Below are 25,038 nucleotides of genomic sequence, written 5' to 3'. Positions count from 1 at the left end.
CATTATGCAGTACAGTCGGTGATGTTCAGAACTAATATGGTTCGGGTATGGTTCGGGGTATGATTGAAGGGCAACACGGTGTTGCGTTATTTGTAAATAATTTGCACGGACTTATGAGATGATAAATTTGTTGACCGGCTCATGCAAGAAGAGGGCATCTTCATGCAGGCTGTCCACGATGGTTGGCTTATCTTTTAGGCGTATCTAATAGCAACAACTCCCTTTGGCAATAGAGTTTGGGTTATTATTGTTTTTTATAAAAGTGTCACGGTTTTTTCACCAGGAGAGATAAACAAAGGGAGGAAGTCATGTGTTCAATTTCGGATGGGGCGTTCTGTTCGTGCTGGTGAACTTTACGTTCTTCTTGATATGCTATCGCTGGTTCGGGAAAAAGGGACTGTATGCTTGGATTGGCGTTGCTACGGTTATTGCGAACATCCAAGTGGTGAAGACGATTGAAATGTTCGGGATCGTCATGACCCTTGGCAATACGATGTATGTCAGCTTATATCTGACCAGTGATTTGCTCAACGAAAAATACGGCCGCGGCGAAGCGAAAAAAGCGGTGTGGTTCGGATTCTTTACTTTGATCATGACGACCGTCCTGATGCAGATGGCGCTGGTTTTTACTCCGCAGCCCGAGGATTTGGCACAAGGGTCGTTAGAGAGCATATTTGGCTGGATGCCGCGGCTGGCCTTGGGAAGCCTGACCGCATACTTCGTCAGCCAGTTCTTGGATGTCCGGCTGTTTTCCTGGATCAGGAAGCATTATCCAGGCCGTGGGCAGCTGTGGATCCGCAACAATTTCAGTACCATGATCAGTTCATTCGTAGATACGCTGATCTTCTGTACAATTGCTTTTGCGGGCCAATACAGCCTGCGGATTTGGACGGAAATTTTGCTGACGACCTATATTATCAAATTTATTTTGACGGCTGCGGGTACTCCTGTCCTATATATTGCTCGCAACTATCATTCGGATGAGGAGGAGGCGGCGAAAGCCAGATAATGGGATAATGGAATCTTATGCGGCTCTTTCACCGCCCGGTCAGGCGCTGGATATAATCGCACGCAAGCTCCCTGTACGTGCACTGTGGATGCTGTACTTCCAGCGCACGATGTCATGCTCGCCGTTCGCGACACTGTGCTCCGTTTACGGAGCTGTACTCCCGTCGCAGTGCTGTACTCCATCGCGCGATGCCGTGCACCCAGTACGTGGATCTATGCTCACTGTACGCGGAGCAATGCTCGCCGTTCGCGGCACTGTGCTCCGTTCACGGAGCTGTACTCCTCGTGCACAGTTGCTGTACTCCCGTCGCGGTGCTGTAGTCCCAGCGGGCGATGCCATGCTCGCAGACCACGGTGTTATGCCGCATGATTGCGGCCAAACAACGCTCGTGATTGCCTATAGGGCTCTTCCAATTCAAATACAGCATAAATAACCTCCGTCCTTCTGGCCGGAGGTTGCTCGAGTTAGGCGGCTGTTATAGATAAGTAAGCTCCTTGGGGAGCGTCGTTAATACGTCTACTCCTGAGGCGGTTACGGCAACATCGTCTTCAATGCGGACACCGCCAAGTCCAGGGATGTAAATTCCCGGCTCGACTGTAAATACGTTGCCCTCATCGATCAGCAACTCGTTCTCGCCATGTACGGAGGGGAATTCGTGAACGTCGATGCCAAGACCATGCCCGAGCCGATGAATGAAGTAAGCGCCGTACCCGGCATCTGCAATAACGTCGCGGGCCGCCTTATCGATCGAGGCGTAAGAGATACCGGGCCTGATGGCCTGGATTGCGGCTTCATTGGCGGCGAGTACGGTGTTGTAGATGCGCTGCAGCGATTCGTCCAAATGGCCGACGGCATAGGTACGTGTAATGTCTGAAGCATATCCGCCAGCATATAGGCCGATATCGAACATCAGCAGGTCGCCGCTGGCTATCGCCTGGCTGCCCGGTACTCCGTGGGGGAGCGCGGTTTTCTTGCCCGACAGCACCATCGAATCGAAGGCCGGGCCTTCGGCGCCTACCTTGCGGATGCGATAATCGATCTCGGCGACGAGCTCATTTTCGGTGACGCCTTCTTTGACATAGGGCAGAGTGTCCTCTAATACTTGCTCGATCAGGGTGACCGCATGGCGAATTTTTTCGATTTCATTTGCGGATTTACGATTGCGAAGCTGGCGAAGCCACGGCCCGACATCCAGGTATCTGGCAAAGGACAGGGATTCCTGGAGCTGCTCAAAGCGGGCAACGGACATATGATCCTTTTCAAAACCGATAGTACCGACCGAGGATTTCAGATTGCTTCTTAATACTTCGTAAGGATTATCGGTGTCTTTATGTGTGACGATTTCGATCATGCCGGCAGCGGCACGGGCATTCTCTTCATCCAGTTCGGGAACCAGGAGAAAGGGCTGTTTGCCCATGGAGAACACAGCGCAGAGAAAGCGTTCATGGGGATTGCTAAGGAATCCTGTCAAATAATAGACGTGCTTGGGATCGGTGATAATGAGTGTTTGTATGCCGACCTCCCGCATTTTTTGCTCCAGTATGGTCCATTTGGAGTTCATATGGTGAGCCTCCCTCTCTTTGAAACATATTTATTTATTATAAGGCAAAAAACGATTAAGATCGTTTGATAGTATTATCCTGAGGTAAGTATTTTCAAGAAAAAAGACGTCCCCTTCCAGGACATCCACATGTATGGTCAACCTATTCAAGCTTGAAATGGATGAGGCGTGATCACAAAATTAATTGTATCATATTATTACAAAATTTGTAAGTGCGCTCGTACTTTGTCGTATTACAAATTTTTGTCGGAGGAAGGCCGAGTTATGGGCAGGCGCAGCTCCAACGCGGGAGGGGCTGCTGCATGACGGCAGTCGGTCACGGGTTGGGAATCCCTGCTTTACTTTCCGCCTGTTTCTAATAAAATAAACAACAGAAGTAAGTATTTCTAATTTTAAAAATTAAAAGGAGCATACCTATTTGATTACGAAACAGAAGGACAACACTTCGCTCATTTTGATTGGTCTGATGCTGGCAATCCTGATGTCGGCCATGGATAACACGATCGTAACAACAGCCATGGGAACCATTGTGTCGCAGCTTGGCGACATGGAGCAGTTCGTCTGGGTCACCTCGGCGTATATGGTCGCCGTAATGGCCGGCACTCCGATTTTCGGGAAGCTGTCGGATATGTACGGGCGCAAGCGCTTTTTTATCTTCGGAATCATCACCTTTTTGGCCGGGTCTGTGCTGTGCGGGATTGCTGAGAGCATTATGCAGCTGAGCATTTACCGGGCAATCCAGGGAATCGGCGGGGGAGCGCTGATGCCGATTGCCTTCACAATTATTTACGACATTTTTCCCTTGGAGAAGCGGGGCAAAATGACAGGGCTGCTGGGTGCTGTGTTCGGAACCTCCAGCATTTTCGGTCCTTTGCTGGGGGCATTTATTACGGACAAGCTGGGCTGGCATTGGGTTTTCTTCATTAACGTGCCGATCGGCTTGATTTGCCTGGCGCTGATTATCGGCTTCTATCGCGAGTCGCTATCCCGTTCCAAACTGCCCATCGATTGGGGCGGGGCCTTTACGCTTGTCGGCTCGGTAGTGTGTCTCATGTTCGCGCTGGAACTGGGCGGGGAAACCTACCGCTGGGATTCAACGGTGATCTTGGGCTTATTTATAGGGTTTGCCGTATTATTCGTAGTCTTCTTGTTCATGGAGTTGCGCGCGGAGGAGCCGATTATTTCCTTCAGCATGTTTAAGAACAGGCTCTATGCAACAAGCTGCGCCCTGGCCTTGCTCTACGGCAGCGTGTTCATTGTGGCCACCGTGTTCATCCCCATTTATGTTCAGGGTGTGTTCGGCGGCTCGGCCACGAATTCCGGGCTGATTCTTATGCCGATGATGATCGGCTCAGTTGTTGGCAGCATGCTGGGCGGGTTCTTAGCAACGCGATTGCCATATCGGACGATCATGATCATTTCCGTCATCTGCTTTGTGAGCGGAATCTTTGCCTTAAGCACGGTGACGAACGATACGACCCGTATCCTGCTTACGATATACAGCATTCTGACCGGATTCGGGGTCGGCTACTCCTTCTCGGTACTGAGCATGGCAGCCGTACACCATTTTGATATGCGGCAGCGCGGAGCGGCGACCTCTACCAACTCGTTCCTGCGGTCGCTTGGGATGACTTTGGGAATCACGATTTTTGGAATCGTGCAGAGGAACCTGGTTGCGGATGAAATGAAGCGTGCCTTTGGCGGAATGGGAGCAGGCGAATCCGCTCAAGCGTTTGGCGATATGAGGGAAGTGCTGTCCCCCGAGACAAGGATGCAAATTCCGCCCCCGGTTCTGGAGAAGATCACAGGAGCCCTGTCGGCCTCCATTGCCCATACGTTCCTGTGGGCGCTTATTCCCGCAGGACTGGCCGTCCTGGTTGTGCTGTTCATGCCGAATGACCGCATTTCGCCGCAGGGCAAGCAGAAGAGGGAGGCGCAGCATTCCTCTTAGCCCGTTTATTTTGTACTCTTTTGAGGTATAAAGAGATTACAACATGCGCGAGGTGATGATGAGATGGACAAGTCCAAACGTGATGCCAAGCCCGGCGATCCGTCAGGTAGGGATCATCCTGAGCAGTATCCAACGAGTCATTCAAGCTTATTCGACATGCACGAGAGCGAAATGCACGTCGATCCTATCCCCGTCGAAGATCTCAAACTGGAGGTGCAGGAGGAAAGGAATAAGGAAGCAACCAAGCATCGCTCCTCCAGCGAAGGCAAATATCATACGGGCTTTGAGGATGATGAATAGGCAGGTAACGGGCAAAAAAAGAAGGGATGGATCAGGGGGCTGCCCCGATCCATCCCTTTTTGATTTCTTTCGTAAAACACGCCTTGTCTATGGGCTACCGCTATTGCACGGCAAAATGAAAGTCTCTGCTAACGTACCGACGTTTCCCATTGTTTAAGAACCAGCCCAAGGACGAAGCAAGTACGTGCTTAACTACGCGCTCAGGGGCTGCTCAACTACGCCTCAAGGACTGCACAAGGACGTGCTCGACTATGTGCTCAACTGCGTGCTGAAGTACTGTTCAAGGATGTGCTCAACTACGTGCTCAAGGACTGATCAAAGATCGTTCTCAAGGACGCAGTTCCTTCACGAGCTGCGGCGGAATTTTGCCGCTGAGGGCAGCGACCAGGTTCTCGGCAGCCAGCATCGCCATATCGAAGCGCGTCTTGCTCGTTGCCGAGCCGATGTGGGGCAGGGTAACGACATTCGGCAGCTTCAACAGAGGGTTGTCCGGAGATACGGGCTCCCGCTCGAAGACGTCCAACCCGGCGCCGAATATCTTTTTTTGCTCCAAAGCGGTGATCAGCGCCTGTTCATCCACTGTCTGTCCCCGGGACGCATTGATAAAGACCGCGGTCGGCTTCATGAGCCCGAATTCCCGCTCGCCGATCAGGCGCTGCGTCTCCGGGGTCAGCGGGGTCATCAGGACGATGAAGTCAGCCTCCTGAAGCAGCTCGTCCATCGAGCAATACACCGCTCCCAGCTCAGACTCGGCCGCGGGCTTCCGGCTGCGGTTATGATACAGGATATCCATCTGGAAGCCCCACTTGGCCCTGCGGGCAACGGCTTCCCCGATGCCGCCCATGCCGATGATTCCCAACTTCTTATGATGGACATCCAGGCCAAACAAATCCTGGTTGTTGCCGCGCTTCCATCGGCCCTCCTTCACGTAGCGGTCGAGCTCTGCGAGTCTGCGGGCAGCGGCCAGCATCAGCGCGAAGATCAAATCCGCAACGGTCTCGTTGAGCACATCCGGCGTATTCGTTCCCATGACTCCGCGGGCTTTCATCGCTTCAAGATCGAAGTGGTTGTATCCGACGCTCATCGTACTGACCACCTTCAGCTTTGGCGCATGGTCCAGCAGCTCCGCATCGATCTTCCCGCCGAAGGTGAGCAGGCCCTCTGCGTCGGAGAGGCTGGCCAGCAGGGCGTCTCTCGGGATCAGCTCGGGACGGTCCCATTTGTCATAGGTGCAGTGTTCGGCGATATAGTCTTCGACTTCTTTAGGAATATTACGGGCAATGAATACTTTAGGCTTCAAATGCAGATCTCTCCCTCCGGAATAGGTTGCAATCTATTATTTTCTTATTGTAACAGATTGCAGCCGCAGGAATCTCGATTATCGGTTATCGATCTTCTCCGGGTACAAGTCGTGCTGCATCAGGCGCTGCTCGGCCATAGCCTCGTATTTCGTGCCAGGGCGCCCATAATTGCAATAAGGATCGATCGAGATGCCGCCGCGCGGCGTAAACTTGCCCCAGACCTCGATGTATCTCGGGTCCATGAGCTTGATGAGATCATTCATGATGATGTTCACGCAGTCCTCATGGAAGTCGCCGTGGTTGCGGAAGCTGAACAGGTACAGCTTGAGCGATTTGCTCTCGACCATTTTGATGTCGGGAATGTAGCTGATATAAATAGTAGCGAAATCAGGCTGCCCCGTAATCGGGCACAGGCTCGTAAATTCCGGGCAGTTGAATTTCACGAAATAATCGCGATAGGGATGCTTATTGTCGAAGCTTTCCAGAATCCCCGGATCATAGGCAAAGGAATACTGAACTTTTTGATTGCCAAGCAGCGTTAAGTCCTGCAGCTCTTCGTTTTGTCTTCCAGTCATATTCATATCCTCCTCAAGGGTTGTTCTTGTTCTTTGTTCCCATTAAATTAGACCAAGCTATTCGCTATACGCCGCGTTTATTGCCCCATACGAGGGCATGAAGCTGGGGCAGCACGCGTACATCGTTCAGCTCCGGGTCGGAGACGACCTGCTCGATCAATTGCTCGTATCTGTCCAGGAGGTCGGCGGTATGCTGCCGGATATCCATCCTTCTTACATCCGGATTGCCGACCTGCAGGAAGAAAGGGATACCCGGATACCGGGCATGCACCTGCTTGGCATATGCGAGATCCGCCTCATCAAAGACGACGACCTTTAAGCTTTGGCTGTAAGGATTAGCTCGGGCAGACAGCTTCGCCACGATGTGGTCGAGCGTGTCCCAGTCGGTCGTCATGCCTGAGCTGGGCGGCTTCGGTGACAGGGTCACCTGGTCAATCTCGGCGAGCCAATCCTGCCAGCGGGAGCCCTGGGTCTCCACCGCTACGGCAATCCCCTTCTCATGGAGCAATGCAACCAATGCACCTAATCCGCTGAGGAGAGCCGGATTACCGCCGGATAGCGTGACATGGGAGAAATTGCTGCCGCCCAGCGCATTCAGTTCGGCAACAATGTCTTCGGCTGACCTTAGGCGAATGTCAGCCTTGGCGCTGCCATCCCATGTAAAAGCGGAATCGCACCAGGAGCAGCGATAGTCGCAGCCAGCCGTCCGAACGAACATCGTCTTCTGGCCGATAACCATCCCTTCTCCCTGGATCGTCGGCCCGAATATTTCCAGCACGGGAATCGGCTGATGGTTATTCACCGTTCATCCACTCCCGTCTGGCTTCGGCATAGCTGGTCGGCGTCTCATACAGGCGGACGAACTCCGTACGGGCCTGCAGCTCCGGGGAGCGGTAGGCGTCTTTTTGCAGCGCCTGCTCCATTTGCTCGTACAGCCACACGACCATGTTCTCCGCCGTTGTATTCATGAGCGGCAGCGATTCATTGAGGTATTGATGATCGAGGTAGCCCTCGATCTCCTGCTTCCAGATCTCCTTGATCGTACCAAAATCCAGCGTAATGCCGAGCTCGTCTGGAATACCGCTTATTCCGAAAACTACTTTATAGGTATGGCCGTGCAAGTTTTTGCATTTGCCATCATAAGCATGTAAATGGTGTGCGGCGTCAAACGTGAACTCTTTGCTCACCAGTACGCGCCGCTGATGATATCTTAACTTGGAGCGCGGGATATCCTCGCCAAGCTTCTGCAGTTTGTCGACGATGCGAAATTCGCCCGGCACAAAGGTCATGACGTCGCCCCCTTTGCTCTTATCTTTAGATAGGCTTCCATTCCGGCAAGCCGCAGCTTGCAGGCGGGGCATTCCCCGCAGCCGTCGCCGATGACGCCGTTATAGCAGGTGAGCGTGCGCTCCCGGATATAGCCGAAGGCGCCAAGCTCGTCCGCAAGCTGCCAGGTAGCAGCTTTATCTAGCCACATGAGCGGGGTATGGATGACGAAGCTGTGATCCATGGCCAGATTTAGCGTTACGTTCAGCGATTTGACGAAGGCGTCCCGGCAATCGGGATAACCGCTGAAATCCGTCTCGCATACGCCGGTAACGAGATGCCTTGCCCCGACTCCTTTGGCGAGAACTGCTGCAAAGCTGAGAAACAGATGGTTGCGCCCTTCCACGAAGGTGTTGGGTAGCTCGCCGTCCTCATGGACGATGTCCATGTCGTGGCGGGTCAGCGCATTGGGGCTTAATTGAGACAATAGGCCCATATCAAGAAGGTGGAATCGAACTCCAAGCTCAGCGGCTATGCCGCGGGCACATTCGATCTCCTGCTTGTGGCGCTGTCCGTAATCAAAGGTTACGACCTCGACCTCGCGGAATTGCTTCAAGGCCCAGAATAGGCAGGTGGTACTGTCTTGGCCGCCGCTGAATACGACAACGGCCTTCTCTTGCTGAAGCATAAAAAAACCTCTCTTCTTCTGAATTTTGTGAAAGGGTGCAAGGGGGCACCATTTACAAAGAAGAAAGAGAGTTCTTGAACTGGAACACTATGAAAAAACATGCCGGTCGCCCGCGAAGGGCACGGCAAAAAGGCGCCAGGCGCCGTTTAGTTTTTTATAGAGGGAGTTCGCGAACCTCTCCCATGCAAGGAAATAGCATGGATTCTTCTTCAATTATGCTGGATGTTCCGTTGCCATTATATCATAAATGAAACGGAGACTGCTGCTCCAAGACCTGTCAACTAGTTGTATTCTCTTATTTACAAGGCACAAGGGATACAGGATAATAGAGTATATTAATTCCGAGGAGGTAATATTTTGAAGAGAATGAGCAAATGGCTGGCGCTTCCGCTAGTATTGCTGCTGGTTATTCTTTCTGGCTGCCAAGCCGTTGGCGGGCTAGATGTGAACAAGGCATTGCAGAAGAATTTGGCTGTTAAGTCCAGCGAATCCAGACAGAAGGTAACCATTGAGGCTATTCCTGCGGATAATGTGTCTGCGGAGGACAAGAAAATTATAGATCTGATCAATTCAATTTCAGTTACCGTTGATCATGCCAAAGTCAAGGATGCTTCAACGATGTCGCTCAAGGGTTCTGTCGGCTTCTCCGGCGAGAAGCTGCCTTACCATCTTTCCATAGATGCTAAAGGGATAACGATTCAGGTTGAAGGCGCCAAACAGCCGGTGTACATATCCCTGGAGGATGCATCCTCAGAATATCTTGATCTCGAGTCGTATAATAAGCAGGCTCAGGAGCTAGGGCTTCAGGCAACGGGCTTCCTGCTCAAGCATATGCCGAACCCATCTTCGATTTCTGTAAAAAAGGTTCAGGAGAAAATCAACGAGGAGTCGCTCAGCCTGACCCAGTTGCATGCCGAAATTCGCGGCGATGAGCTGGTGAAGATGATCAAGCCGTTCTTAACGAATGTCTCGAAGGACGAGGCAGGCTTGAAGGAGCTTATCGGCGGTTACTATGACGCGATCTATCCGATCCTTAACGCTCAATTCGGAACGGATGCATTCGAAGATGAATCGGCGCCTTCCAAGGAATTGGCTGTTTCCGCCATGTACGGCATAGTTCAAGAGACATTGAATGAGCTGCTGAAGGAATATGATCAGCAGGCTGCCGCTCTGTTCGAGGAAATGCCGGAGCTGAACACTCTGCTGGGCAAGGACACCGTCCTGAAAGCGGATCTGTATTTCGACAGCGACCTGAACATGGTCAAGCAAAATGTGGAGCTTGCCGTGGCGATTCCTCAAGGGGAGGGCGTGCCGGTCAAAGCCTTTAAGGTGCGCAGCGAATCCGAAATGTGGAATGTTGGCGGAAACATAGCACTGGATCACGTCGACGTGAGCGCGGGCAAGCTGTCAGTGGCCGACGAAGAGATCACCCCGGGCCAGCTGCTGCGCAACTTCGAGCCAGGCTCGATCATTTACAAGCTGCTTAAGGATGAGATGCAGATCACTTCCAAATACATCCTGATCGGATATCCAGGCGATTATTATGAAGTGATCCAGAAGAACGGCACCAGCTTTGTGCCGCTGCGTTATCTGACCGCTGAGCTCGATGCGGAGATCAAGTGGAATAAGGCCACGAAGAGCATTACGATAATCGATGATATCACGCAAGCGGAGATTGTATTAACCGTAGACTCCAAGCAAGCCAAGGTAGCCGGAGAGGCGGCGGCTTTGTCCGAGCCGGCGTTCATTCATACGGACGGCAAGACCTATGTTCCGCTTCGTTTTATCGCTGAAGCTCTGGGAGCCAAGGTGCAGGTCGACGGCGATGGCTGGATTACCATAACGCGCGATTGATTGCCAAGCTGCAAACATAAAGCGCATCAACAAAGAGATGTTATGAAGGACTGCGGCCTGTTCGGGAACCGGATGAGCGCGCAGTCCTTTTTTTCATAAGAAATCAATCCCGGTATACAGCAAATTGACCGCTATTTAATAATTGACGTAAAATAAACCTCCATTTAATATAGGAATAATACATACTTCAAAAAGAGGAGCCGGTCGGTCATGATTTGCTGCTTTAGCACTTTCACATAGGAAAGCGTTAGCAGGATCATGCTTTCGTGGCCTAAATCTTTATGGGGGTTATCTATTATTTATGGAGAGAGGGGTTATCGGAATGAAGAAGAAGTTTGGGGTTATGATGGTCATTGCCGCTATGCTGATTACGGTGATCGGTTGCGGCAGCAATAATGCTGGAGGCAATAACTCAAGCGCTCCGGCAAACAACGGTGCTCCGGGAGCAGAGGGGCCGGCAGATTCGAGCAAAGAGAGCTATAAGGTTGCGATCTCGCAAGTTGTCGAGCATCCGTCTTTGGATGCGATTCGCGAAGGATTTCTGGCAGCGCTTAAGGATGCAGGCATCGTAGAAGGGGAGAACCTGAAGCTTGACTATAACAACGCGCAGGGAGATCCGACAAATTACATGACGATCGCGCAAAAAATTGCCGGAGACAAGTACGATCTCGTTCTGGGGATCGCCACACCTACTACGCAGGCTCTCGTGAGCCAGGTGAAGAATTCCCCGATCCTGTTCGGCGGAGTTACGGATCCGATTGATGCTAAGCTGGTTGATAATTTGGAGAAGCCGGGCGGCAACGTGTCCGGGGCATCCGATACGAATCCGGAGGCTATTGTCCAGCTGATGGATTTCATTGCCGAGCATTTCAAGGATGTAAAGACGGTTGGTGTCGTCATGAACCAAGGCGAACCGAATGCTGTAATTATGGCCGGACACGCCGAGAAAGCGCTGGAGAAGCATGGCATCAAGCTGATCCGGGCAACGGCAACGAACACGTCTGAAGTGAAGCAGGCGGCAGAGTCGCTGGTTGGCCGTGCTGACGCTCTGTATACTACGCTTGACAATACGGTTGTCGAGGCAGTCAGCACAGTTATTCAGGTTGCGAATGAGAATGATATTCCGTTCTTCTCAAGTGACCGCGATACCGTGGAGAAGGGTGCTTTCGCTACAGTAGGCTTTAAATATTATGATCATGGGTACCAGGTTGGGGAAATGGCTGTGGCCGTGTTGAAGGAAGGCAAGCAGGTCGGCGACATGCCGGTAACCGTTCCTGACAAGCTCGACCTGATCCTGAATCTCAAAGCTGCTGCGGAGCAAGGAATCGAGGTTACCGATGCCATGAAGGATATGGTGAAAGACAAGGAGAACAACTTGCTTGAATAGGCTGGTTTCAATTTTAGGAGGTACTCATCATGGTGAACTCGTTAATCGGAGCCATTGAATCCGGCCTGCTCTATGCGCTGATGGCACTTGGAGTATATATTACCTTTCGGATTTTGGATTTTCCGGATCTAACGGTCGATGGAAGCTTTACGACAGGCGGCGCGATCGCTGCGGTTATGATTACGAAAGGTGCCGATCCGTTAACGGCTACTTTATTAGCCTGCTGCGGCGGCGTATTAGCCGGCACAGTGACCGGGCTGCTCCATACGAAAGGCCGCATTAACGGATTATTGTCAGGGATATTGATGATGATTGCACTGCACTCGATAAATATGCGGATACTGGGAAAGCCGAACATAGCTTTGCTTGGCGAAAAAACGATCTTTAGCTCCATTTCCCCGCTGTGGCTAATGCCGTTTGTCGTCCTTGCGATCAAGCTGCTGCTGGATCTGTTCTTTAAGACGAATCTTGGTCTGGCACTGCGCGCCACCGGCGATAACAAACGAATGATCCGCAGCTTTGGCGCTCATACGGATACTACGATTATTTTAGGTCTGAGTTTGTCCAATGGCCTTGTCGCATTGTCAGGAGCGTTAATTGCCCAGCAGTCGCAATTTGCGGACATATCCTCGGGAATTGGCATGATCGTCATCGGGCTCGCCTCCGTGATTATCGGGGAAGCGATTCTCGGCGCGAGAACCGTTTTCTTCGCCACGCTGGCCGCAGTGGTCGGCTCGATCGTTTACCGTATGGTCGTAGCTCTGGCCTTGCGAATCGAATGGTTTGAGCAAACGGATTTGAAGCTGATCACTGCAGTTATTGTCATTATCGCTCTCGTACTCCCTTCCATACAGCGCTCCTCGAAGCAGCGGGCGCTCGGCCGAAAGCGCTCAAGCGAAATCGCCGGGACGTATGGGAAAAATACAGGGATTGGGGGTGGGCGTTAATGCTGCAGCTGACGAACGTATCCAAGCTGTTCCACCCTGGTTCGCCGGATGAGAAGATTGCGCTCGTTAACGTGAACCTGCACCTAAAGCCTGGCGATTTCGTTACCGTGGTCGGCAGTAATGGCGCCGGGAAGTCCACCTTGATGAATATGATTTCCGGCGTGCTCAAGCCTGACGTTGGTGAGGTTCGCATAGACGGGAATGAAGTCAGCCACTTGATCGAGCACCAGAGAAGCCGCTGGATCGGCCGGGTCTTCCAGGATCCGATGGCCGGTACCGCGCCGAATATGACGATTGAAGAGAATTTGGCGATGGCCTACTCGAGGGGCAAGAGGAGGGGGCTCGGGCTGGGCATTACCGCCTCGCGACGCACTCTGTTCCGCAATCAGCTCAGCAGGCTCGGCATCGGGCTGGAGAACAGGCTGCGGGCCAAGGTCGGCACGTTGTCCGGCGGGGAGCGCCAGGCGCTCAGCCTGCTGATGGCGACCTTCACCCGGCCGCAAATTTTGCTGCTGGACGAACATACCGCCGCGCTTGACCCGGCTCGGGCTGAGCTGGTGACGAAGCTTACGCAGAGCATCGTGAGCGAGATGAATCTGACGACGCTGATGGTAACGCATAATATGGAGCAGGCCATTCGTCTAGGCAACCGCCTAATTATGATGGATAAGGGCCGCATCATCCTCGACGTGAATGAGGCGAAGAAGAAGACGCTGACGATCGAGGAACTGCTTGGCGAATTCGAGAGAATCAGCGGGCACAAGCTGTCGGACGACCGCGTCGTGCTCGGGTAGGAATTTATAACGCTCGCATGTCAGGCATCGGGCACAACAAAAGCTGCCATATCCCTAACGCATTACAATGCGCGGGATATGGCAGCTTTTTAGTGCCGCGTCAATTCATCGAACGCCTCGAGGGGACGGTCATTCGGATAGACATAGGGCGTTGTGGGCCGGGGGATTTTGCGGACTTCCTCCGCCGAGATGGCAATAATTTCACGGCCATCGCGGAGCCTCGTCTGCACCGTTCCCTGTACCTCGATCCAGGCATCCGGCTCGAACAGGGGCAGAGGCTGCGCGGAGGCGACGAGTACGCCGAACGGATAGGCATCCGCAGTACAGCATTGGACCAGAAATCGGCCAATAATGAATTCCCGCGCGCCGTCTAAGCTGGGATCTTCATAGACGAAGCCGCTCAGCATTACGGTTTTGCCGCGAAATTGTTCCTTGAACAGCTCGATGGCGCCGATGGTCTCAGAGTAGATTTCCGGCTTAACCTCTATGATGTCCTGAGGATATAATTTTTTGGCCAGCTCGGCGAATTCTGCATTATATTTGTCAGGCGAAACAAAGATGTCGTTAAGATGCTCCGAGCTCAGAGCAGGAGAGCTGAGCTGCATGCCCTTTTTGTTGGCTGCCATGCTTCCCAGCGCCTGGTCCGGCAGCAGCACGCCGAGCAGCAGCGGCAAGAGAAAGAGTGCGTAGGTCGCCGCGCTTTTGAATCTGGATGCAGCTGCATGGTGCTCACAGCCGCAGGCTGAGGGATGGCTGTGGAACAAGGCTTCGCGGGCAAGGCACAGGGACATGGCTGCCAGCGGAATTGCGCAGTAGCGGAGCCAGGGCTCCATTTTCGGGGCGATGTAGTAATGCAGCGTTCCGCTTTTGGACAAATGAGCGATAAATAAGGCGAAGGCCAGCAAAATAAAGCTTCGTGCAAGCTGCTGCCGCTGCAGCGTAGTGCGGGAATTTTTCATCAAGGTAAACCTCCTTCCATCGCTTGGGAAGCGGACATTAGCTTAAATAGAACTGGCCTACAAGGACGGAGCCGATAAATACGACGGAACAGATGAGAAAGGCGAAATAGATGACGAATCTGGCCTTGAAGACGGACAGCAGCATCAGGACGTTCTTGAGATCCAGCATCGGGCCGAATACGAGAAAGGCCAGCAGGGAGCCGGCGGAGAACGTATGGGTAAATGTAGCGGCTACAAAAGCGTCAGAGGTTGAACAGAGCGATAATAAGAACGCGAAGCCCATCATAAAGGCATAGGAGCCGACGGGACCGCCGCCGATGGCGAGAAGGCTCTCCCTGGGAATGAAGGATTGAATGGCGGCTGTTATGAGGCAGCCCATGATCAAGTATTTTCCCATATCGAATACCTCGTCGGCCGCGTGAACGAATACAGCTGTTATCTTCCCGCCTTGCCTGGAATGCTGATGATGATGCGTATGCCCGGGCTTATGATAATGTCCATGATTCAGTTCATCCTGGTTCGGATGCTTCTGCCCAGTCTGCTGCGGCTTGTGCTGCTTGTGAAAATGCTGCTGAAGCTGGTTGCGCTGTGCATGCTCGCGGTAATGGCCGCTTGAAGCCCCGGGAATGGGCTTGGTTCTTAGCGGATCGCTTTTCCAGGTGGCGTAAATCATCCAGCCGATCGCTGCAGCGACAAGGAAGGCCAGCCCCATTCGGGCATAGACCATTTCCGGATGCAGCCGGAAGGCCATATAGGTCGCGCCGTATACGACCGGATTCACGATGGGTCCGGCCAGGATAAAGACGGCAGCGATATATACGGGCATCCCCTTTTGTATGAGCTTGCGGATCAGAGGAATCATTCCGCATTCGCATACGGGGAAGATGAAGCCCAGCGTACAGGCGAACAGAATGCCTGCCGCGGGATGCTTGGGAATCCACCGGCTTAGCGTATCCTCGGAAAGATACAAATGAGCAAGCGAGGAGAGCAAGGCCCCGATCAGCACGAAAGGGAGCGCCTCCAGCAATATGCCGATAAAGCTTGTCTTGAAGAGGTGGACATAATTAAGGTCAACCGCAAATAAAGGCAGCAAAGCGGGAGCGATAACGATCAAGCAGGCTAGTACAAAGGCTGCGGGAAGCAAAAAAGGAAGCCATCGGGACAGGGGCAGTTGGTTCATAGCAAACTCCTCTATTTTTCATAGGTTTATCTTAATCATAATAATTACTATTAACGCCGGACGAGGTTAAGAACAAAAAAATGAGCTTTAACGTTCAGCCAACATTGACAAACCCGGATGCAGGCATTATATTAGGTTTTGTTAATCGTAATTATTACGATTAATGAAGCGGGATCAAAACTGTCATATGAAGGGAGTCGGACGAATGGCCGATAAACAATTACCGGTTACCGTACTTAGCGGGTACTTGGGTTCGGGAAAAACCACAGTACTGAACCATGTGCTGAATAACCGTCAGGGGCTCAAGGTTGCCGTCATCGTCAACGATATGAGCGAAATCAACATCGATGCAGAGCTGGTGAGCTCGGGGAGCAATTTGTCGCGGACGGAAGAGAAGCTGGTAGAGATGTCTAATGGCTGCATTTGCTGCACTCTGCGGGATGACCTGCTGAAGGAAGTGCAAAGGCTCGCGGAGGAAGGAAGATTTGATTATATCCTGATCGAATCGACAGGCATTAGCGAACCTATTCCGGTCGCCCAGACATTTACTTATGCGGATGTTGAGACGGGGATCGATTTACGCGGTTTGGCTAGGCTGGACTGCATGGTTACCGTTGTAGACGCCTATCGTTTCTGGCATGATTTCTCCTCCGGCGAGACGCTGCTGGAAAGGGGGGAGGCCAGCGGCGAAGGAGATGCACGGGATGTGGTGGATCTGCTGATCGATCAAATCGAGACCTGCAATGTGCTGGTCTTGAATAAATGTGACTTGGTCGGAGACGAAGAGCTGGATGAGCTGGAGGGAGTGCTCAGGAAGCTGCAGCCCAGCGCCAAATTCATTCGAACGCAGCACGGCAGGGTTGAGCCTGCGGAAATATTGAATACGGGCTTGTTCGATTTCGAGCAGGTCAGTACGTCCGCCGGCTGGATCAGGGAGCTCAAGCAAGAGAGCCATACCCCCGAAACGGAGGAATATGGCATCAGCTCCTTCGTGTACCGCAGAGTGAGGCCGTTCCATCCGGAGAGATTGGCAGAATTTATGGCGGATTGGCCTGAAGAGGTTGTCCGGGCGAAAGGCTTGGCCTGGATTGCGGCCAAGGCGGATTTGGCGGCAAGCTTGAGCCAGGCCGGGCCGTCGATTCAATTCGGTCCGGCAGGGCAGTGGCTGGCGTCCTTTTCTACAGAACAGCAGGAGGAGGTCTTGCGCAGAGAGCCGGAGATGCGCCGGAGATGGGATGAGGTATGGGGAGACCGCCTTAATGAAATCGTCTTTATCGGTATTCATATGAACCGTGCCGAGGTTGAGGCATCATTGGATCAATGCCTGTTGACTGAGGAAGAGATGAGGCTGGATTGGTCCAGCTTCCACAATCCGCTTCCGTGGATCAGCGATGAGGAGGCATGGGCATCAGGCCTTGGCTAGGAGCAGAAAGAGGGAGACATATTTAAGCTAGCAAATAAGGAGGATATCGAATGAGAGTAATCGTAACGCTGGCATGTACAGAATGCGGGGATCGCAACTACACAACAACCAAAAACAAAAAAACGCATCCTGAACGACTGGAATTAAGAAAGTACTCACCGCGTCTAAAGAAATATACGCTTCATCGCGAAACTAGATAATAGAAGGAAAATTAGCAGCGGAGCAGCGTCTTGCATTCCAGGATTAAAGGGTGAAGTGTCGTCTTTGTTAATCGTAATAATTACGTATAAATGAGGGGGTTGCATGATTTTATCTTCCATGCGGAATGTCGTATTTGGATACGGGGAGACGCCCGTATTAAGCGGCATTTCCGTAGATATTCATCAAGGAGAATTTGTCGGAATTACCGGGCCCAATGGCGCTGCCAAAACAACGCTGCTGAAGCTGCTGCTCGGCTTGCTGAAGCCGTGGAGCGGTTCGGTACATATCCATACCGAGACGCTGAAAGGGGAGCGTCTGAGCATCGGATACGTGCCGCAAAACGTGGCGGCCTTCAATAGCGGCTTCCCAAGCCGGGTATTGGAATTGGTCAGATCCGGCTGCTATTCCCGGCTAGGCTTGTTCAAGCGGTTTACGGCCGAGCAGCACAGGATTGTCGAACAGAGCTTGAAGCAGGTTGGCATGTGGGAGTACCGGCATCGCAAAGTCGGGGAGCTATCCGGGGGGCAGAAGCAGCGGATTTGCATTGCCCGGGCTTTGGCGGGACAGCCGAACGTGCTTGTGCTGGATGAGCCCACGGCAGGAATGGACCAGCAAGGAAGAATGGGCTTCTATCAGCTTATGCGCCATTATGCTGCTTCACACGGCATGACCGTGATCATGGTGACGCATGAGCTCCATGAGTCGGGACAGTACTTGGATCGCATCATTTCACTAGAACAGCGGGAGAGCGAGGGATGGCAATGTTTGAGTACGAGTTCATGCAGCGTGCGTTTTGGGCCGGAGCCTTGCTTGGAATAATCGCTCCTATCCTGGGCGTCTATTTGATGCTCAGACGGCAGGCGCTGATGGCGGACACGCTGTCCCATGTCTCTTTGGCCGGCGTGGCGCTTGGCTCCCTGCTTGGAATGAATCCCGTTATTACCGGGATTGCAGCCGCCGTGCTTGGCGGAATTCTTGTGGATGGGCTGAGGCGGGCCTATCGCAGCTACAGCGAAATGTCCGTAGCGATCATCATGACATCCGGCCTGGCCTTGGCTATCGTATTAATGAGCCTGCGTCCCCATTTAAGCAAGAGCTTCAGCTCTTATCTATTCGGCTCCATCGTCGCGGTGAATGATGCGGGGCTGTGGTTGATCGGAGGCGTGACGGCGGCGGGCCTGATTTATTTATTCGTGCTGCGCAGACCTCTTTATAATATGACCTTTGACGAAGAGACGGCGCAGATCAGCGGCTTGAAGGTGAAGGGGCTGTCGTTCTCGTTTGCGGTATTGACGGGCATGACGGTAGCTGCGGCGATGCCGATCGTCGGCGTGCTGCTGGTGTCTTCGCTTATGGTTCTGCCGGCCTCACTTGCCCTGCGCGTTGCCAGGGGATTCGCGATGGCGCTGCTGATTGCGGTTATAGCCGGATGGCTGGGGATTTTCAGCGGATTGACTATATCTTATTACGTCAACGTACCGCCGGGAGGCACGATTTCGCTCATGCTGCTGGCGTTGTTGTTGTCCGCGATGCTCGTACAGAAGCTGCGGCGGAGACGGAGCAGGTCCAGACGGCAAATTCTGCTAATGGGGCAAGGAAGCCGAACCCCAGATTTTAGAGAGGGAGTGTAAAGGTGAATAAATACAGTATTCAAACAGGAAGTAATGTGAAAAATCGGGCGGGAAACCATGCACGGACTAAATTGCGGATTAGGGGGTTGGCTGCTATCGCCTTGCTGCTCGCGGGGATGATGGTCATTTCGGCTTGCGGCGCTAAGGGTGCCGGCTCCGGCGGAACGGAAGAGGGCTCTTCCGCTGCGGCGGTCTCGTCCAGCTCAGGCAACGCCAAGCTGAATATCCAGGCGAGCATTTATCCGGTGTATGAGTTCACCAGGCAGGTAGCAGGAGATGCTGCGGACGTGCAGCTGCTTGTCCCGAGCGGCGTTGAGCCGCATGACTGGGAGCCGACGCCGGGAGATATCGCCAAGCTGGAGAAAGCCGACGTGTTCGTCTATAACGGTGCCGGGATGGAGGGCTGGGTGGATCAGGTTCTATCTGCCGTCAGCAGCGACCGGCTCGTGGCTATTGAGGCCAGCCGGGGCCTCGACATCATGGAAGAGGCTGAAGGGCTGGAGCATCATGGTGGCGGGGGGCACGCGCACTCTGGGGGAGAGGCTCATGATCACGAGCATGGGCACGATCACGAGCATGGTCATAGTCATGATCACGCGGACGAGTCGGCAGAAGCCGGGCATCACCATGGGCATGATCATGAGCACAGTCATGATCACGAGCATGATCATAGTCATGATCACGCGGATGAGTCGGCAGAAGCCGGGCACCCTCATGAGCATGATCACGCCGATGAAGAAGCCCACGTCAACGATCACCAGCATGAGGCTAACGGCCACCATGGCCATGATCACGATCATGGCGGGCTGGACCCGCATGTCTGGCTCTCTCCGGCTCTTGCAGTGAAGGAGGTTCGCAATATTGAAGCGGGGCTTTCCCAGGCGGCGCCGGAGCTGAAGGAGCTGTTTAAGCAAAATGCGGATGCCTACGTGGCGAAGCTGGAGGCGCTTGATCAGGAATTCAAGGAGACGCTCGCTAGCGTGAAGCGCAAGGATTTCATCACGCAGCACGCGGCATTCGGCTACCTGGCAAGAGAATACGGACTCCGGCAGGTGCCGATCGCCGGGCTGTCGCCGGAGCTTGAGCCGTCGGCTGCTCAAATGGCGGAAATCGTCAAATTCGCCAAGGAGCACGAGGTGAAGACGATTTTCTTCGAAACTCTGGTATCCTCCAAAGTAGCGGAGGTCATCTCCAAAGAAATCGGCGCCAAGACAGCCGTCCTTAACCCGATCGAAGGCTTGACCGAAGAAGATATGAACGATAGCCGGGATTACATCGCACTGATGCGGCAAAATTTAGAGGCGCTGAAACTAGCGCTCAACGAATAGCTTTACCTCCTTAGGATGAGATATTTCTGCCATAGAAAATCTCATCCATTTCCAATTTGAGCCGGTCGGTAATTTCGGCCTGCTCCTGCAGGCTAAGCTTGTCCTTCGTATACCCGAACAGGTAGTTGTTCAGATCAAACTCTTTGAGCTTGCATTTGGTATGGAAAATATGCTCCTGATACACGTTCACGTCAATCATATGGTACGCGTCGATAACTTCATCCGGGATATAATTTTGAATCGAGCTGATTTCGTGGTCGATGAATAGCTTCTGCCCGTTAATGTCCCGCGTGAATCCGCGAACCCGGTAATCGATCGTCATAATGTCCGTATCAAACGAATGGATCAAATAATTAAGCGCTTTGAGCGGGGAAATTTCGCCGCAGGTGGACACGTCGATATCGGCCCGGAACGTGCTGATCCCTTCCTTAGGGTGATATTCGGGATACGTATGGACGGTAATATGGCTCTTATCAAGCTGCAATACTACGTTGTCCGGCAGCGGTCCCGGCGATTCTTCAAAAGATTCCGTAGGCACCTCCACGACTGGACCCTCGGAGACGAGCATCGTTACGCTTGCTCCCTGCGGCACGTAATCCTGCTTAGACACATTGAGCACATGGGCCCCGATGATGTCGGACACGGCCAATAGGATTTGGGTCAGCCGGTCGGAATTGTACTGCTCGTCGATATATTCAATATAGGCTTGGCGCTCTTCCTTTGTTTTCGTGTAGCAGATGTCATACATATTGAAGCTCAGCGATTTGGTCAGGTTATTGAACTCATGCAGCTCAATCCGCTGCTGCGGTGTCAGTGTCATGGCAGCCTCCGTTTGAAAATGATAAGCCTTAATTATCTTTATACCCATTCTGTCTCGAACCTAACGGCATGGAAATATTTGCTGAACTGGGAGAAGGGTCGTGCATCATTATTACGGCAGGCGCCTTATGTCCGGCAAGAGCGGGATTGATCTGGACATTATATTCTACGGAAGGACTATGTTTATGCTTTCATCTATATAAAAAAGGCAGGCCAGCTTCATGCCGACCTGTCTTTTTGGCCTTGCGCATCTATGGTTAATCTTCCGCCGACTCGTCCTGGGACTCGAGATCCCCAGCCTGGACTCTCGGAGTAACAACAGAAACGAGAAGCTCGTTCTCCGAAGACAGCAGAGCAACTTCAGGCGGAAGCTTTACATCTCCGACTAGAAGTGAGTCGCCAACATTCAGCCCGCTAATATCGACGCTGATGGATGACGGCAGCTGGTGAGGCAGTGCTTCGATTTCGATGAACGTACTTTGCGTCTGTACGATGCCGCCTACTTTGGTTCCTTTTGGAGTACCGACGTAATCAAGCGTTACCTTCGTACGAACGAGTTCATCCGTCCTTACGCGGAGGAAGTCTACATGAATATATTCCCGTGTCACAGCATCCCGCTGCAATCCCTCGAGCAGTACAGGGATTTTATCAGAGCCATTCAATTGAACCTCCAACAGCCCTGAACCTCCGCCTCTGACCCAACGTTGAAATTCCTGCGATGAAATATGAATCATGTCGCTTTCTTTGTTCAACCCCATAACTACGCCAGGAAGACGGCCGCTGCGGCGCAGGCGCTTCAAGCCCGACCTATTCAGGGGTGATCGTTGTTCCGCTGCAAAACATGCTCTCATCATTACAACACTCCTTATCATGCAATTATAATATTTTGTGCTCCCAAAATCTCTATCCAACAGTGAACATTGATTTCGCCCCCTGGCCGGGGGATATAAAGAGCACCATGACATCACCGCCTTGGTTACATTAAATGTTAGCCATGCATATATACATGAAGGCATCTCGCTTCAAGCAGGAAGCGAAATGCCTTATAAAATTACGATAGCATAAACCTTGTAGTCTGTCGACAACTGACAGCTGTTATTCATCGTTTTGACTGAATTGACATAATTATGCTCAGTTTATACACGCCGCCATTCTTTTGATAAAGCACATCTTGACGGTAATGGCTTTTTCATGTTTAATGTATATCAAGTGTTATGTATCAAGTGTTCTATAATATCAAAAGGAGTGATACGGAAATGCCGCCGCAAAAAAAATTCTCCCGAGAGGAAATTATCCAGGCTGCCTTTGAGATTGCTCGGGCTGATGGGCTGGATCACATTACGATTAGAAAAGTAGCTAACCGGCTGGGGAGCTCTATCGCTCCGATTTACGTTAATTTTGCCAGCGTGGAGGAGCTTGTCCAGGCCGTTATAGGAAAAATTTCTGACCTTAGCCGGGAAATATTGATAGAGCAGAATTCGGGAAATCCGTTCCATGATATCGGCGTGGCCAGCCTGCGGTTTGCCAAGGAATACAGCGTGCTGTTCAGGGATCTCGTCATGAAGCAAAACGATTACATGAAGGATCATGATCAAGATATGGCTCCGTTTCTGATCGAGCAGATGAAGGAAGATGCTGATTTGGCAGGCTTCAAGGATGAGGAGCTGCGGCTTGTTTTATTGAAGATGAGAATATTCCAGCTCGGTCTCTCGGTCATGATCGCAAACGGATTGCTTCCCGATTCCTTCGGCGAGAAGGAGGCCATTGCGCTGTTGGATCATGCTGCCGAAGATGTAATCGCGGGCGCCCGGCTGCGGCAGCAAGGCTCACTGTAGCCAAGCGCGCTGTCCTGTCACTATGTAAAAGGCACTTTGAATAAGAGGAGGTTAGTATGAGAGAAATACGGATTTATTTAATGTTATTTGTTGTATTGTTCGGCAATCTATTTTCCGGCACAGTTGTTCAGGCTGGAAATCAACCTGCGAATCAGGCCGCCATAGCGAATTATACAGACATAGAAGCATTCATGGATCAAGAAATGAAAACACAGATGGAAAAGTTCAACATCCCGAATGCTGCCGTAGCCGTCGTTGCCAATGGAGAGGTTATCTTCAGCCAGGGATATGGCTATGCCGATCTGGAGAGGGAGATCCCCGTAAATCCGGAGCGAACGCTGTTTCGGATAGGATCGACTTCCAAGCTGTTGACTTGGACCGCCGTCATGCAGCTAGTTGAACAGGGGAAACTGGATCTTGAAGCCGATATCCATACATACTTGGATTTTGAAATACCGGACCGGCTCTATACACAATCAGCACAGGAGCCTGCCGCTGCGCCGGTTACCTTGACCCATCTCATGACTCACACCGCCGGGTTCGAGGATTATCCGGACATGATTTTCAGGCTGGAGGAGCAGCAAATGCTCCCGCTTGAAGATTATGTGCGCACTTTCATGCCACAACGGGCATTTCCTCCCGGCGAGGTAGTCGCGTATTCCAATTATGGCACGGCTTTGGCCGGCTATATTGTCGAGAGGGTAGCGGGCCAATCGTTCGCAGATTATGTAGAGCAGCATATTTTTACGCCGCTTGGGATGGAATACAGCAGCTTCCGGCAGCCGCTGCCGGAACGATTGCAGCCGCATATGGCACGAGCATATCGGCTTGTGCAGGGGGAATACGAAGAAGGCCAATTTGAATTCGTTCCCGGCCCGGCCGGCGGCATGAGCAGTTCGGCTGCCGATATGTCCAAATTTATGGTGGCTTATCTTCCAAGCGAGAATGAGCAAGGTGGGCGCATACTTCGTGAAGAAACGATTCGTTCCATGCGGAATCAGCAGTTTACGCAGCATCCTTTTCTGTCCGGCACAGCGTTTGGATTTATGGAAGGCGTCTTTAATGGAGAGCGGACGCTTTTTCATGGCGGGAGCACGATGCTGTTCGATACGGGACTGTATCTAGTTCCCGAGCGGAATTTCGGCTTGTTCGTTTCCTACAGCGGGGGCAGTTATTTGACCCATACCGGGCTGTTTCAAGCATTTATGGACCATTACTATCCTGCTCCTCCTGAAGATCACCCGCAGCCGCCTGAAGGGACGATCGAGCGCTCCCGCCAATATGTCGGAGAATACCAGCAGAACAGGCGCAGCTTCACGACCTCCGAGCGGTTTCTAAGCCTAACGATGGGCCTGATTCAAGTGCAGCTGGATAAAGAAGGTTATTTGCTCGTCAGCCATGCAGGAGAAACGGACCGTTTTGTGGAAATAGAACCAGGTATTTACCGTAATTTAGAGCAGCGGATACAGGATTATTACGGCGCCTTTCGCACGATCGTGTTCGGGGTTGACCCTTATGGCAATACGATGCTTATGCCCGACGGCCCGATGACGTATTCGAAGGCTCCCTGGTATGCTTCCAGTTCATTTACGTTCCTGATGATAATCGCCATATTGCTGTTTATCCTAATCTCTCTCGTCTTCTGGGGCATCCGGGCATTACTTCGGCTCATTAGACGGCCTAAACTCCAAACGTCTCCTAAACTGGCCCGTGCCGCAGCAGGAGCTGCCGTTGCCTTCGGCGTATTGACCCTGTCCTGCCTGATCGGAGTGGCTATGAACGGCCAGATCGATCCTGTGTACGGCTTGCCGAAGGTGGCCTTTGGCATTATGCCTTCATGGAATTCTCTGCTGGATATGCTTCTGTGGTTGCTGTGGATCCTTGGAATATCGATGGTGATTTTTGCGATTATTGCAGTATGGAGAAAGTATTGGAGAAGATCCGGGCGTATCCATTACGTCCTGTTTACCGCTGTGGCCTGGATGCTGTTATCGCTGTTCATATATTGGCAGCTCATTTAGCGGCTGAC

Annotated in this window: 25 protein-coding genes and 1 riboswitch; of the genes, 14 read left to right on the top strand and 11 right to left on the bottom strand. The window is 52.3% G+C overall.

The annotated features are described in order from the left end of the window. The first annotated feature begins 310 nt into the window (after positions 1-310). The gene (locus BN2762_RS22540) at positions 311-1,009 is read left to right on the top strand and encodes a queuosine precursor transporter (RefSeq protein WP_055109084.1); all 699 of its coding nucleotides are present in this window, start codon (positions 311-313) and stop codon (positions 1,007-1,009) included. Between the two features lie 265 nt (positions 1,010-1,274). Here the strand turns inward: BN2762_RS22540 and BN2762_RS27035 are convergent, their stop codons facing one another. Both BN2762_RS27035 and BN2762_RS22535 read right to left on the bottom strand, forming a co-directional pair. After that, positions 1,275-1,436, bottom strand: a complete 162-nt coding sequence (locus BN2762_RS27035; RefSeq protein WP_154674781.1) for a hypothetical protein — start codon at positions 1,434-1,436, stop codon at positions 1,275-1,277. A gap of 48 nt (positions 1,437-1,484) precedes the next feature. Beyond that, a complete protein-coding gene (locus BN2762_RS22535; RefSeq protein ID WP_055109083.1) occupies positions 1,485-2,570 on the bottom strand; it encodes a M24 family metallopeptidase in 1,086 nt (361 codons plus the stop codon). Between the two features lie 421 nt (positions 2,571-2,991). Here BN2762_RS22535 and BN2762_RS22530 point away from each other — a divergent pair, with 421 nt between their 5' ends. Together BN2762_RS22530 and BN2762_RS22525 are read left to right on the top strand one after the other, a co-directional pair. Continuing rightward, positions 2,992-4,521 (top strand): MDR family MFS transporter, encoded by a 1,530-nt coding sequence (locus BN2762_RS22530; RefSeq protein WP_055110310.1) that lies wholly within the window; start codon positions 2,992-2,994, stop codon positions 4,519-4,521. A 63-nt stretch (positions 4,522-4,584) separates the two neighbouring features. Further along, positions 4,585-4,821: a hypothetical protein gene (locus BN2762_RS22525; protein WP_055109082.1), complete on the top strand. Its 237-nt coding sequence runs from the start codon at positions 4,585-4,587 to the stop codon at positions 4,819-4,821. Positions 4,822-5,149: 328 nt separating this feature from the next. On the opposite strand, the gene BN2762_RS22520 is transcribed toward BN2762_RS22525, so the two are convergent. The 5 genes from BN2762_RS22520 to queC all read right to left on the bottom strand — a co-directional run bounded on the left by BN2762_RS22520 (position 5,150) and on the right by queC (position 8,651). After that, complete coding sequence (locus BN2762_RS22520; RefSeq protein ID WP_055109081.1) at positions 5,150-6,121, bottom strand: 2-hydroxyacid dehydrogenase; 972 nt, start codon at positions 6,119-6,121, stop codon at positions 5,150-5,152. 78 nt (positions 6,122-6,199) lie between these two features. Next, the gene (queF, locus tag BN2762_RS22515) at positions 6,200-6,697 is read right to left on the bottom strand and encodes a preQ(1) synthase (protein ID WP_055109080.1); all 498 of its coding nucleotides are present in this window, start codon (positions 6,695-6,697) and stop codon (positions 6,200-6,202) included. Positions 6,698-6,761: 64 nt separating this feature from the next. After that, positions 6,762-7,436, bottom strand: a complete 675-nt coding sequence (gene queE, locus BN2762_RS22510) for a 7-carboxy-7-deazaguanine synthase QueE (protein WP_083485216.1) — start codon at positions 7,434-7,436, stop codon at positions 6,762-6,764. A 55-nt stretch (positions 7,437-7,491) separates the two neighbouring features. Beyond that, positions 7,492-7,986, bottom strand: coding sequence for a 6-carboxytetrahydropterin synthase QueD (gene queD / locus BN2762_RS22505; RefSeq protein WP_055109078.1), 495 nt, complete (start codon positions 7,984-7,986; stop codon positions 7,492-7,494). Next, on the bottom strand, positions 7,983-8,651 hold the full coding sequence (queC, locus tag BN2762_RS22500) for a 7-cyano-7-deazaguanine synthase QueC (RefSeq protein WP_055109077.1): 669 nt from the start codon (positions 8,649-8,651) through the stop codon (positions 7,983-7,985). Before queC ends, queD begins: the two co-directional genes overlap by 4 nt. Before the next feature lie 140 nt (positions 8,652-8,791). Beyond that, a riboswitch (PreQ1 riboswitch) is annotated at positions 8,792-8,835 on the bottom strand. A gap of 182 nt (positions 8,836-9,017) precedes the next feature. Here queC and BN2762_RS22495 point away from each other — a divergent pair. The 4 genes from BN2762_RS22495 (at position 9,018) to BN2762_RS22480 (ending at position 13,633) form a co-directional block, all read left to right on the top strand. Beyond that, positions 9,018-10,505, top strand: a complete 1,488-nt coding sequence (locus BN2762_RS22495) for a copper amine oxidase N-terminal domain-containing protein (protein ID WP_055110307.1) — start codon at positions 9,018-9,020, stop codon at positions 10,503-10,505. Positions 10,506-10,827: 322 nt separating this feature from the next. Continuing rightward, positions 10,828-11,892: an ABC transporter substrate-binding protein gene (locus tag BN2762_RS22490; protein ID WP_055110305.1), complete on the top strand. Its 1,065-nt coding sequence runs from the start codon at positions 10,828-10,830 to the stop codon at positions 11,890-11,892. A gap of 29 nt (positions 11,893-11,921) precedes the next feature. Continuing rightward, complete coding sequence (locus BN2762_RS22485) at positions 11,922-12,839, top strand: ABC transporter permease (protein ID WP_055109076.1); 918 nt, start codon at positions 11,922-11,924, stop codon at positions 12,837-12,839. Beyond that, complete coding sequence (locus BN2762_RS22480) at positions 12,839-13,633, top strand: ABC transporter ATP-binding protein (protein ID WP_055109075.1); 795 nt, start codon at positions 12,839-12,841, stop codon at positions 13,631-13,633. Before BN2762_RS22485 ends, BN2762_RS22480 begins: the two co-directional genes overlap by 1 nt. Positions 13,634-13,722: 89 nt before the next feature. Here BN2762_RS22480 and BN2762_RS22475 read toward each other — a convergent pair whose 3' ends face one another. Beyond that, the gene (locus BN2762_RS22475) at positions 13,723-14,592 is read right to left on the bottom strand and encodes a TIGR03943 family putative permease subunit (protein ID WP_055109074.1); all 870 of its coding nucleotides are present in this window, start codon (positions 14,590-14,592) and stop codon (positions 13,723-13,725) included. 37 nt (positions 14,593-14,629) lie between these two features. Continuing rightward, entirely contained in the window at positions 14,630-15,772 is a 1,143-nt protein-coding gene (locus tag BN2762_RS22470) for a permease (protein ID WP_055109073.1), read from the bottom strand. Between the two features lie 205 nt (positions 15,773-15,977). Here BN2762_RS22470 and BN2762_RS22465 point away from each other — a divergent pair, with 205 nt between their 5' ends. The 5 genes from BN2762_RS22465 to BN2762_RS22450 all read left to right on the top strand — a co-directional run bounded on the left by BN2762_RS22465 (position 15,978) and on the right by BN2762_RS22450 (position 20,355). After that, positions 15,978-17,195 carry a GTP-binding protein gene (locus BN2762_RS22465; RefSeq protein ID WP_055109072.1) on the top strand — a complete coding sequence of 406 codons (1,218 nt, stop codon included), beginning with the start codon at positions 15,978-15,980 and terminating at the stop codon, positions 17,193-17,195. A gap of 50 nt (positions 17,196-17,245) precedes the next feature. After that, entirely contained in the window at positions 17,246-17,395 is a 150-nt protein-coding gene (rpmG, locus tag BN2762_RS26290; protein ID WP_074048671.1) for a 50S ribosomal protein L33, read from the top strand. Positions 17,396-17,498: 103 nt separating this feature from the next. Continuing rightward, positions 17,499-18,215 (top strand): metal ABC transporter ATP-binding protein, encoded by a 717-nt coding sequence (locus tag BN2762_RS22460; protein WP_055109071.1) that lies wholly within the window; start codon positions 17,499-17,501, stop codon positions 18,213-18,215. Beyond that, positions 18,152-19,027, top strand: coding sequence for a metal ABC transporter permease (locus tag BN2762_RS22455; RefSeq protein WP_055109070.1), 876 nt, complete (start codon positions 18,152-18,154; stop codon positions 19,025-19,027). Before BN2762_RS22460 ends, BN2762_RS22455 begins: the two co-directional genes overlap by 64 nt. A gap of 86 nt (positions 19,028-19,113) precedes the next feature. Further along, positions 19,114-20,355, top strand: a complete 1,242-nt coding sequence (locus BN2762_RS22450; protein ID WP_392391585.1) for a metal ABC transporter substrate-binding protein — start codon at positions 19,114-19,116, stop codon at positions 20,353-20,355. A gap of 10 nt (positions 20,356-20,365) precedes the next feature. On the opposite strand, the gene speD is transcribed toward BN2762_RS22450, so the two are convergent. Next, on the bottom strand, positions 20,366-21,175 hold the full coding sequence (gene speD / locus BN2762_RS22445) for an adenosylmethionine decarboxylase (RefSeq protein WP_055109069.1): 810 nt from the start codon (positions 21,173-21,175) through the stop codon (positions 20,366-20,368). 256 nt (positions 21,176-21,431) lie between these two features. Beyond that, positions 21,432-22,028, bottom strand: coding sequence for a 50S ribosomal protein L25 (locus tag BN2762_RS22440; protein WP_316246820.1), 597 nt, complete (start codon positions 22,026-22,028; stop codon positions 21,432-21,434). Between the two features lie 402 nt (positions 22,029-22,430). Between BN2762_RS22440 and BN2762_RS22435 the strand changes: the two genes are divergently transcribed. Then, entirely contained in the window at positions 22,431-23,009 is a 579-nt protein-coding gene (locus BN2762_RS22435) for a TetR/AcrR family transcriptional regulator (protein WP_055109067.1), read from the top strand. Positions 23,010-23,065: 56 nt separating this feature from the next. Continuing rightward, on the top strand, positions 23,066-25,030 hold the full coding sequence (locus BN2762_RS22430) for a serine hydrolase domain-containing protein (RefSeq protein WP_055109066.1): 1,965 nt from the start codon (positions 23,066-23,068) through the stop codon (positions 25,028-25,030). Positions 25,031-25,038 lie beyond the last annotated feature (8 nt).

The organism is Paenibacillus ihumii (assembly GCF_001403875.1).
Classification (GTDB): Bacteria; Bacillota; Bacilli; order Paenibacillales; family Paenibacillaceae; genus Fontibacillus; species Fontibacillus ihumii.
This window is presented reverse-complemented; position numbering and strand designations above follow the sequence as displayed.

Excerpts from the sequence above, each read along its gene's own strand:
- queD (WP_055109078.1), bottom strand. The coding sequence starts at position 7,986 with ATGACCTTTGTGCCGGGCGAATTTCGCATCGTCGACAAACTGCAGAAG.
- BN2762_RS22475 (WP_055109074.1), bottom strand. The coding sequence starts at position 14,592 with ATGAAAAATTCCCGCACTACGCTGCAGCGGCAGCAGCTTGCACGAAGC.
- BN2762_RS27035 (WP_154674781.1), bottom strand. The coding sequence starts at position 1,436 with ATGCTGTATTTGAATTGGAAGAGCCCTATAGGCAATCACGAGCGTTGT.
- BN2762_RS22460 (WP_055109071.1), top strand. The coding sequence starts at position 17,499 with ATGATTTTATCTTCCATGCGGAATGTCGTATTTGGATACGGGGAGACG.
- BN2762_RS22435 (WP_055109067.1), top strand. The coding sequence starts at position 22,431 with ATGCCGCCGCAAAAAAAATTCTCCCGAGAGGAAATTATCCAGGCTGCC.
- BN2762_RS22470 (WP_055109073.1), bottom strand. The coding sequence starts at position 15,772 with ATGAACCAACTGCCCCTGTCCCGATGGCTTCCTTTTTTGCTTCCCGCA.
- BN2762_RS22535 (WP_055109083.1), bottom strand. The coding sequence starts at position 2,570 with ATGAACTCCAAATGGACCATACTGGAGCAAAAAATGCGGGAGGTCGGC.
- BN2762_RS22495 (WP_055110307.1), top strand. The coding sequence starts at position 9,018 with ATGAGCAAATGGCTGGCGCTTCCGCTAGTATTGCTGCTGGTTATTCTT.
- BN2762_RS22440 (WP_316246820.1), bottom strand. The coding sequence starts at position 22,028 with ATGATGAGAGCATGTTTTGCAGCGGAACAACGATCACCCCTGAATAGG.
- BN2762_RS22525 (WP_055109082.1), top strand. The coding sequence starts at position 4,585 with ATGGACAAGTCCAAACGTGATGCCAAGCCCGGCGATCCGTCAGGTAGG.
- speD (WP_055109069.1), bottom strand. The coding sequence starts at position 21,175 with ATGACACTGACACCGCAGCAGCGGATTGAGCTGCATGAGTTCAATAAC.
- BN2762_RS22485 (WP_055109076.1), top strand. The coding sequence starts at position 11,922 with ATGGTGAACTCGTTAATCGGAGCCATTGAATCCGGCCTGCTCTATGCG.
- queF (WP_055109080.1), bottom strand. The coding sequence starts at position 6,697 with ATGACTGGAAGACAAAACGAAGAGCTGCAGGACTTAACGCTGCTTGGC.
- rpmG (WP_074048671.1), top strand. The coding sequence starts at position 17,246 with ATGAGAGTAATCGTAACGCTGGCATGTACAGAATGCGGGGATCGCAAC.
- queC (WP_055109077.1), bottom strand. The coding sequence starts at position 8,651 with ATGCTTCAGCAAGAGAAGGCCGTTGTCGTATTCAGCGGCGGCCAAGAC.
- BN2762_RS22480 (WP_055109075.1), top strand. The coding sequence starts at position 12,839 with ATGCTGCAGCTGACGAACGTATCCAAGCTGTTCCACCCTGGTTCGCCG.
- BN2762_RS22490 (WP_055110305.1), top strand. The coding sequence starts at position 10,828 with ATGAAGAAGAAGTTTGGGGTTATGATGGTCATTGCCGCTATGCTGATT.
- BN2762_RS22465 (WP_055109072.1), top strand. The coding sequence starts at position 15,978 with ATGGCCGATAAACAATTACCGGTTACCGTACTTAGCGGGTACTTGGGT.
- queE (WP_083485216.1), bottom strand. The coding sequence starts at position 7,436 with ATGGTTATCGGCCAGAAGACGATGTTCGTTCGGACGGCTGGCTGCGAC.
- BN2762_RS22430 (WP_055109066.1), top strand. The coding sequence starts at position 23,066 with ATGAGAGAAATACGGATTTATTTAATGTTATTTGTTGTATTGTTCGGC.
- BN2762_RS22455 (WP_055109070.1), top strand. The coding sequence starts at position 18,152 with ATGGCAATGTTTGAGTACGAGTTCATGCAGCGTGCGTTTTGGGCCGGA.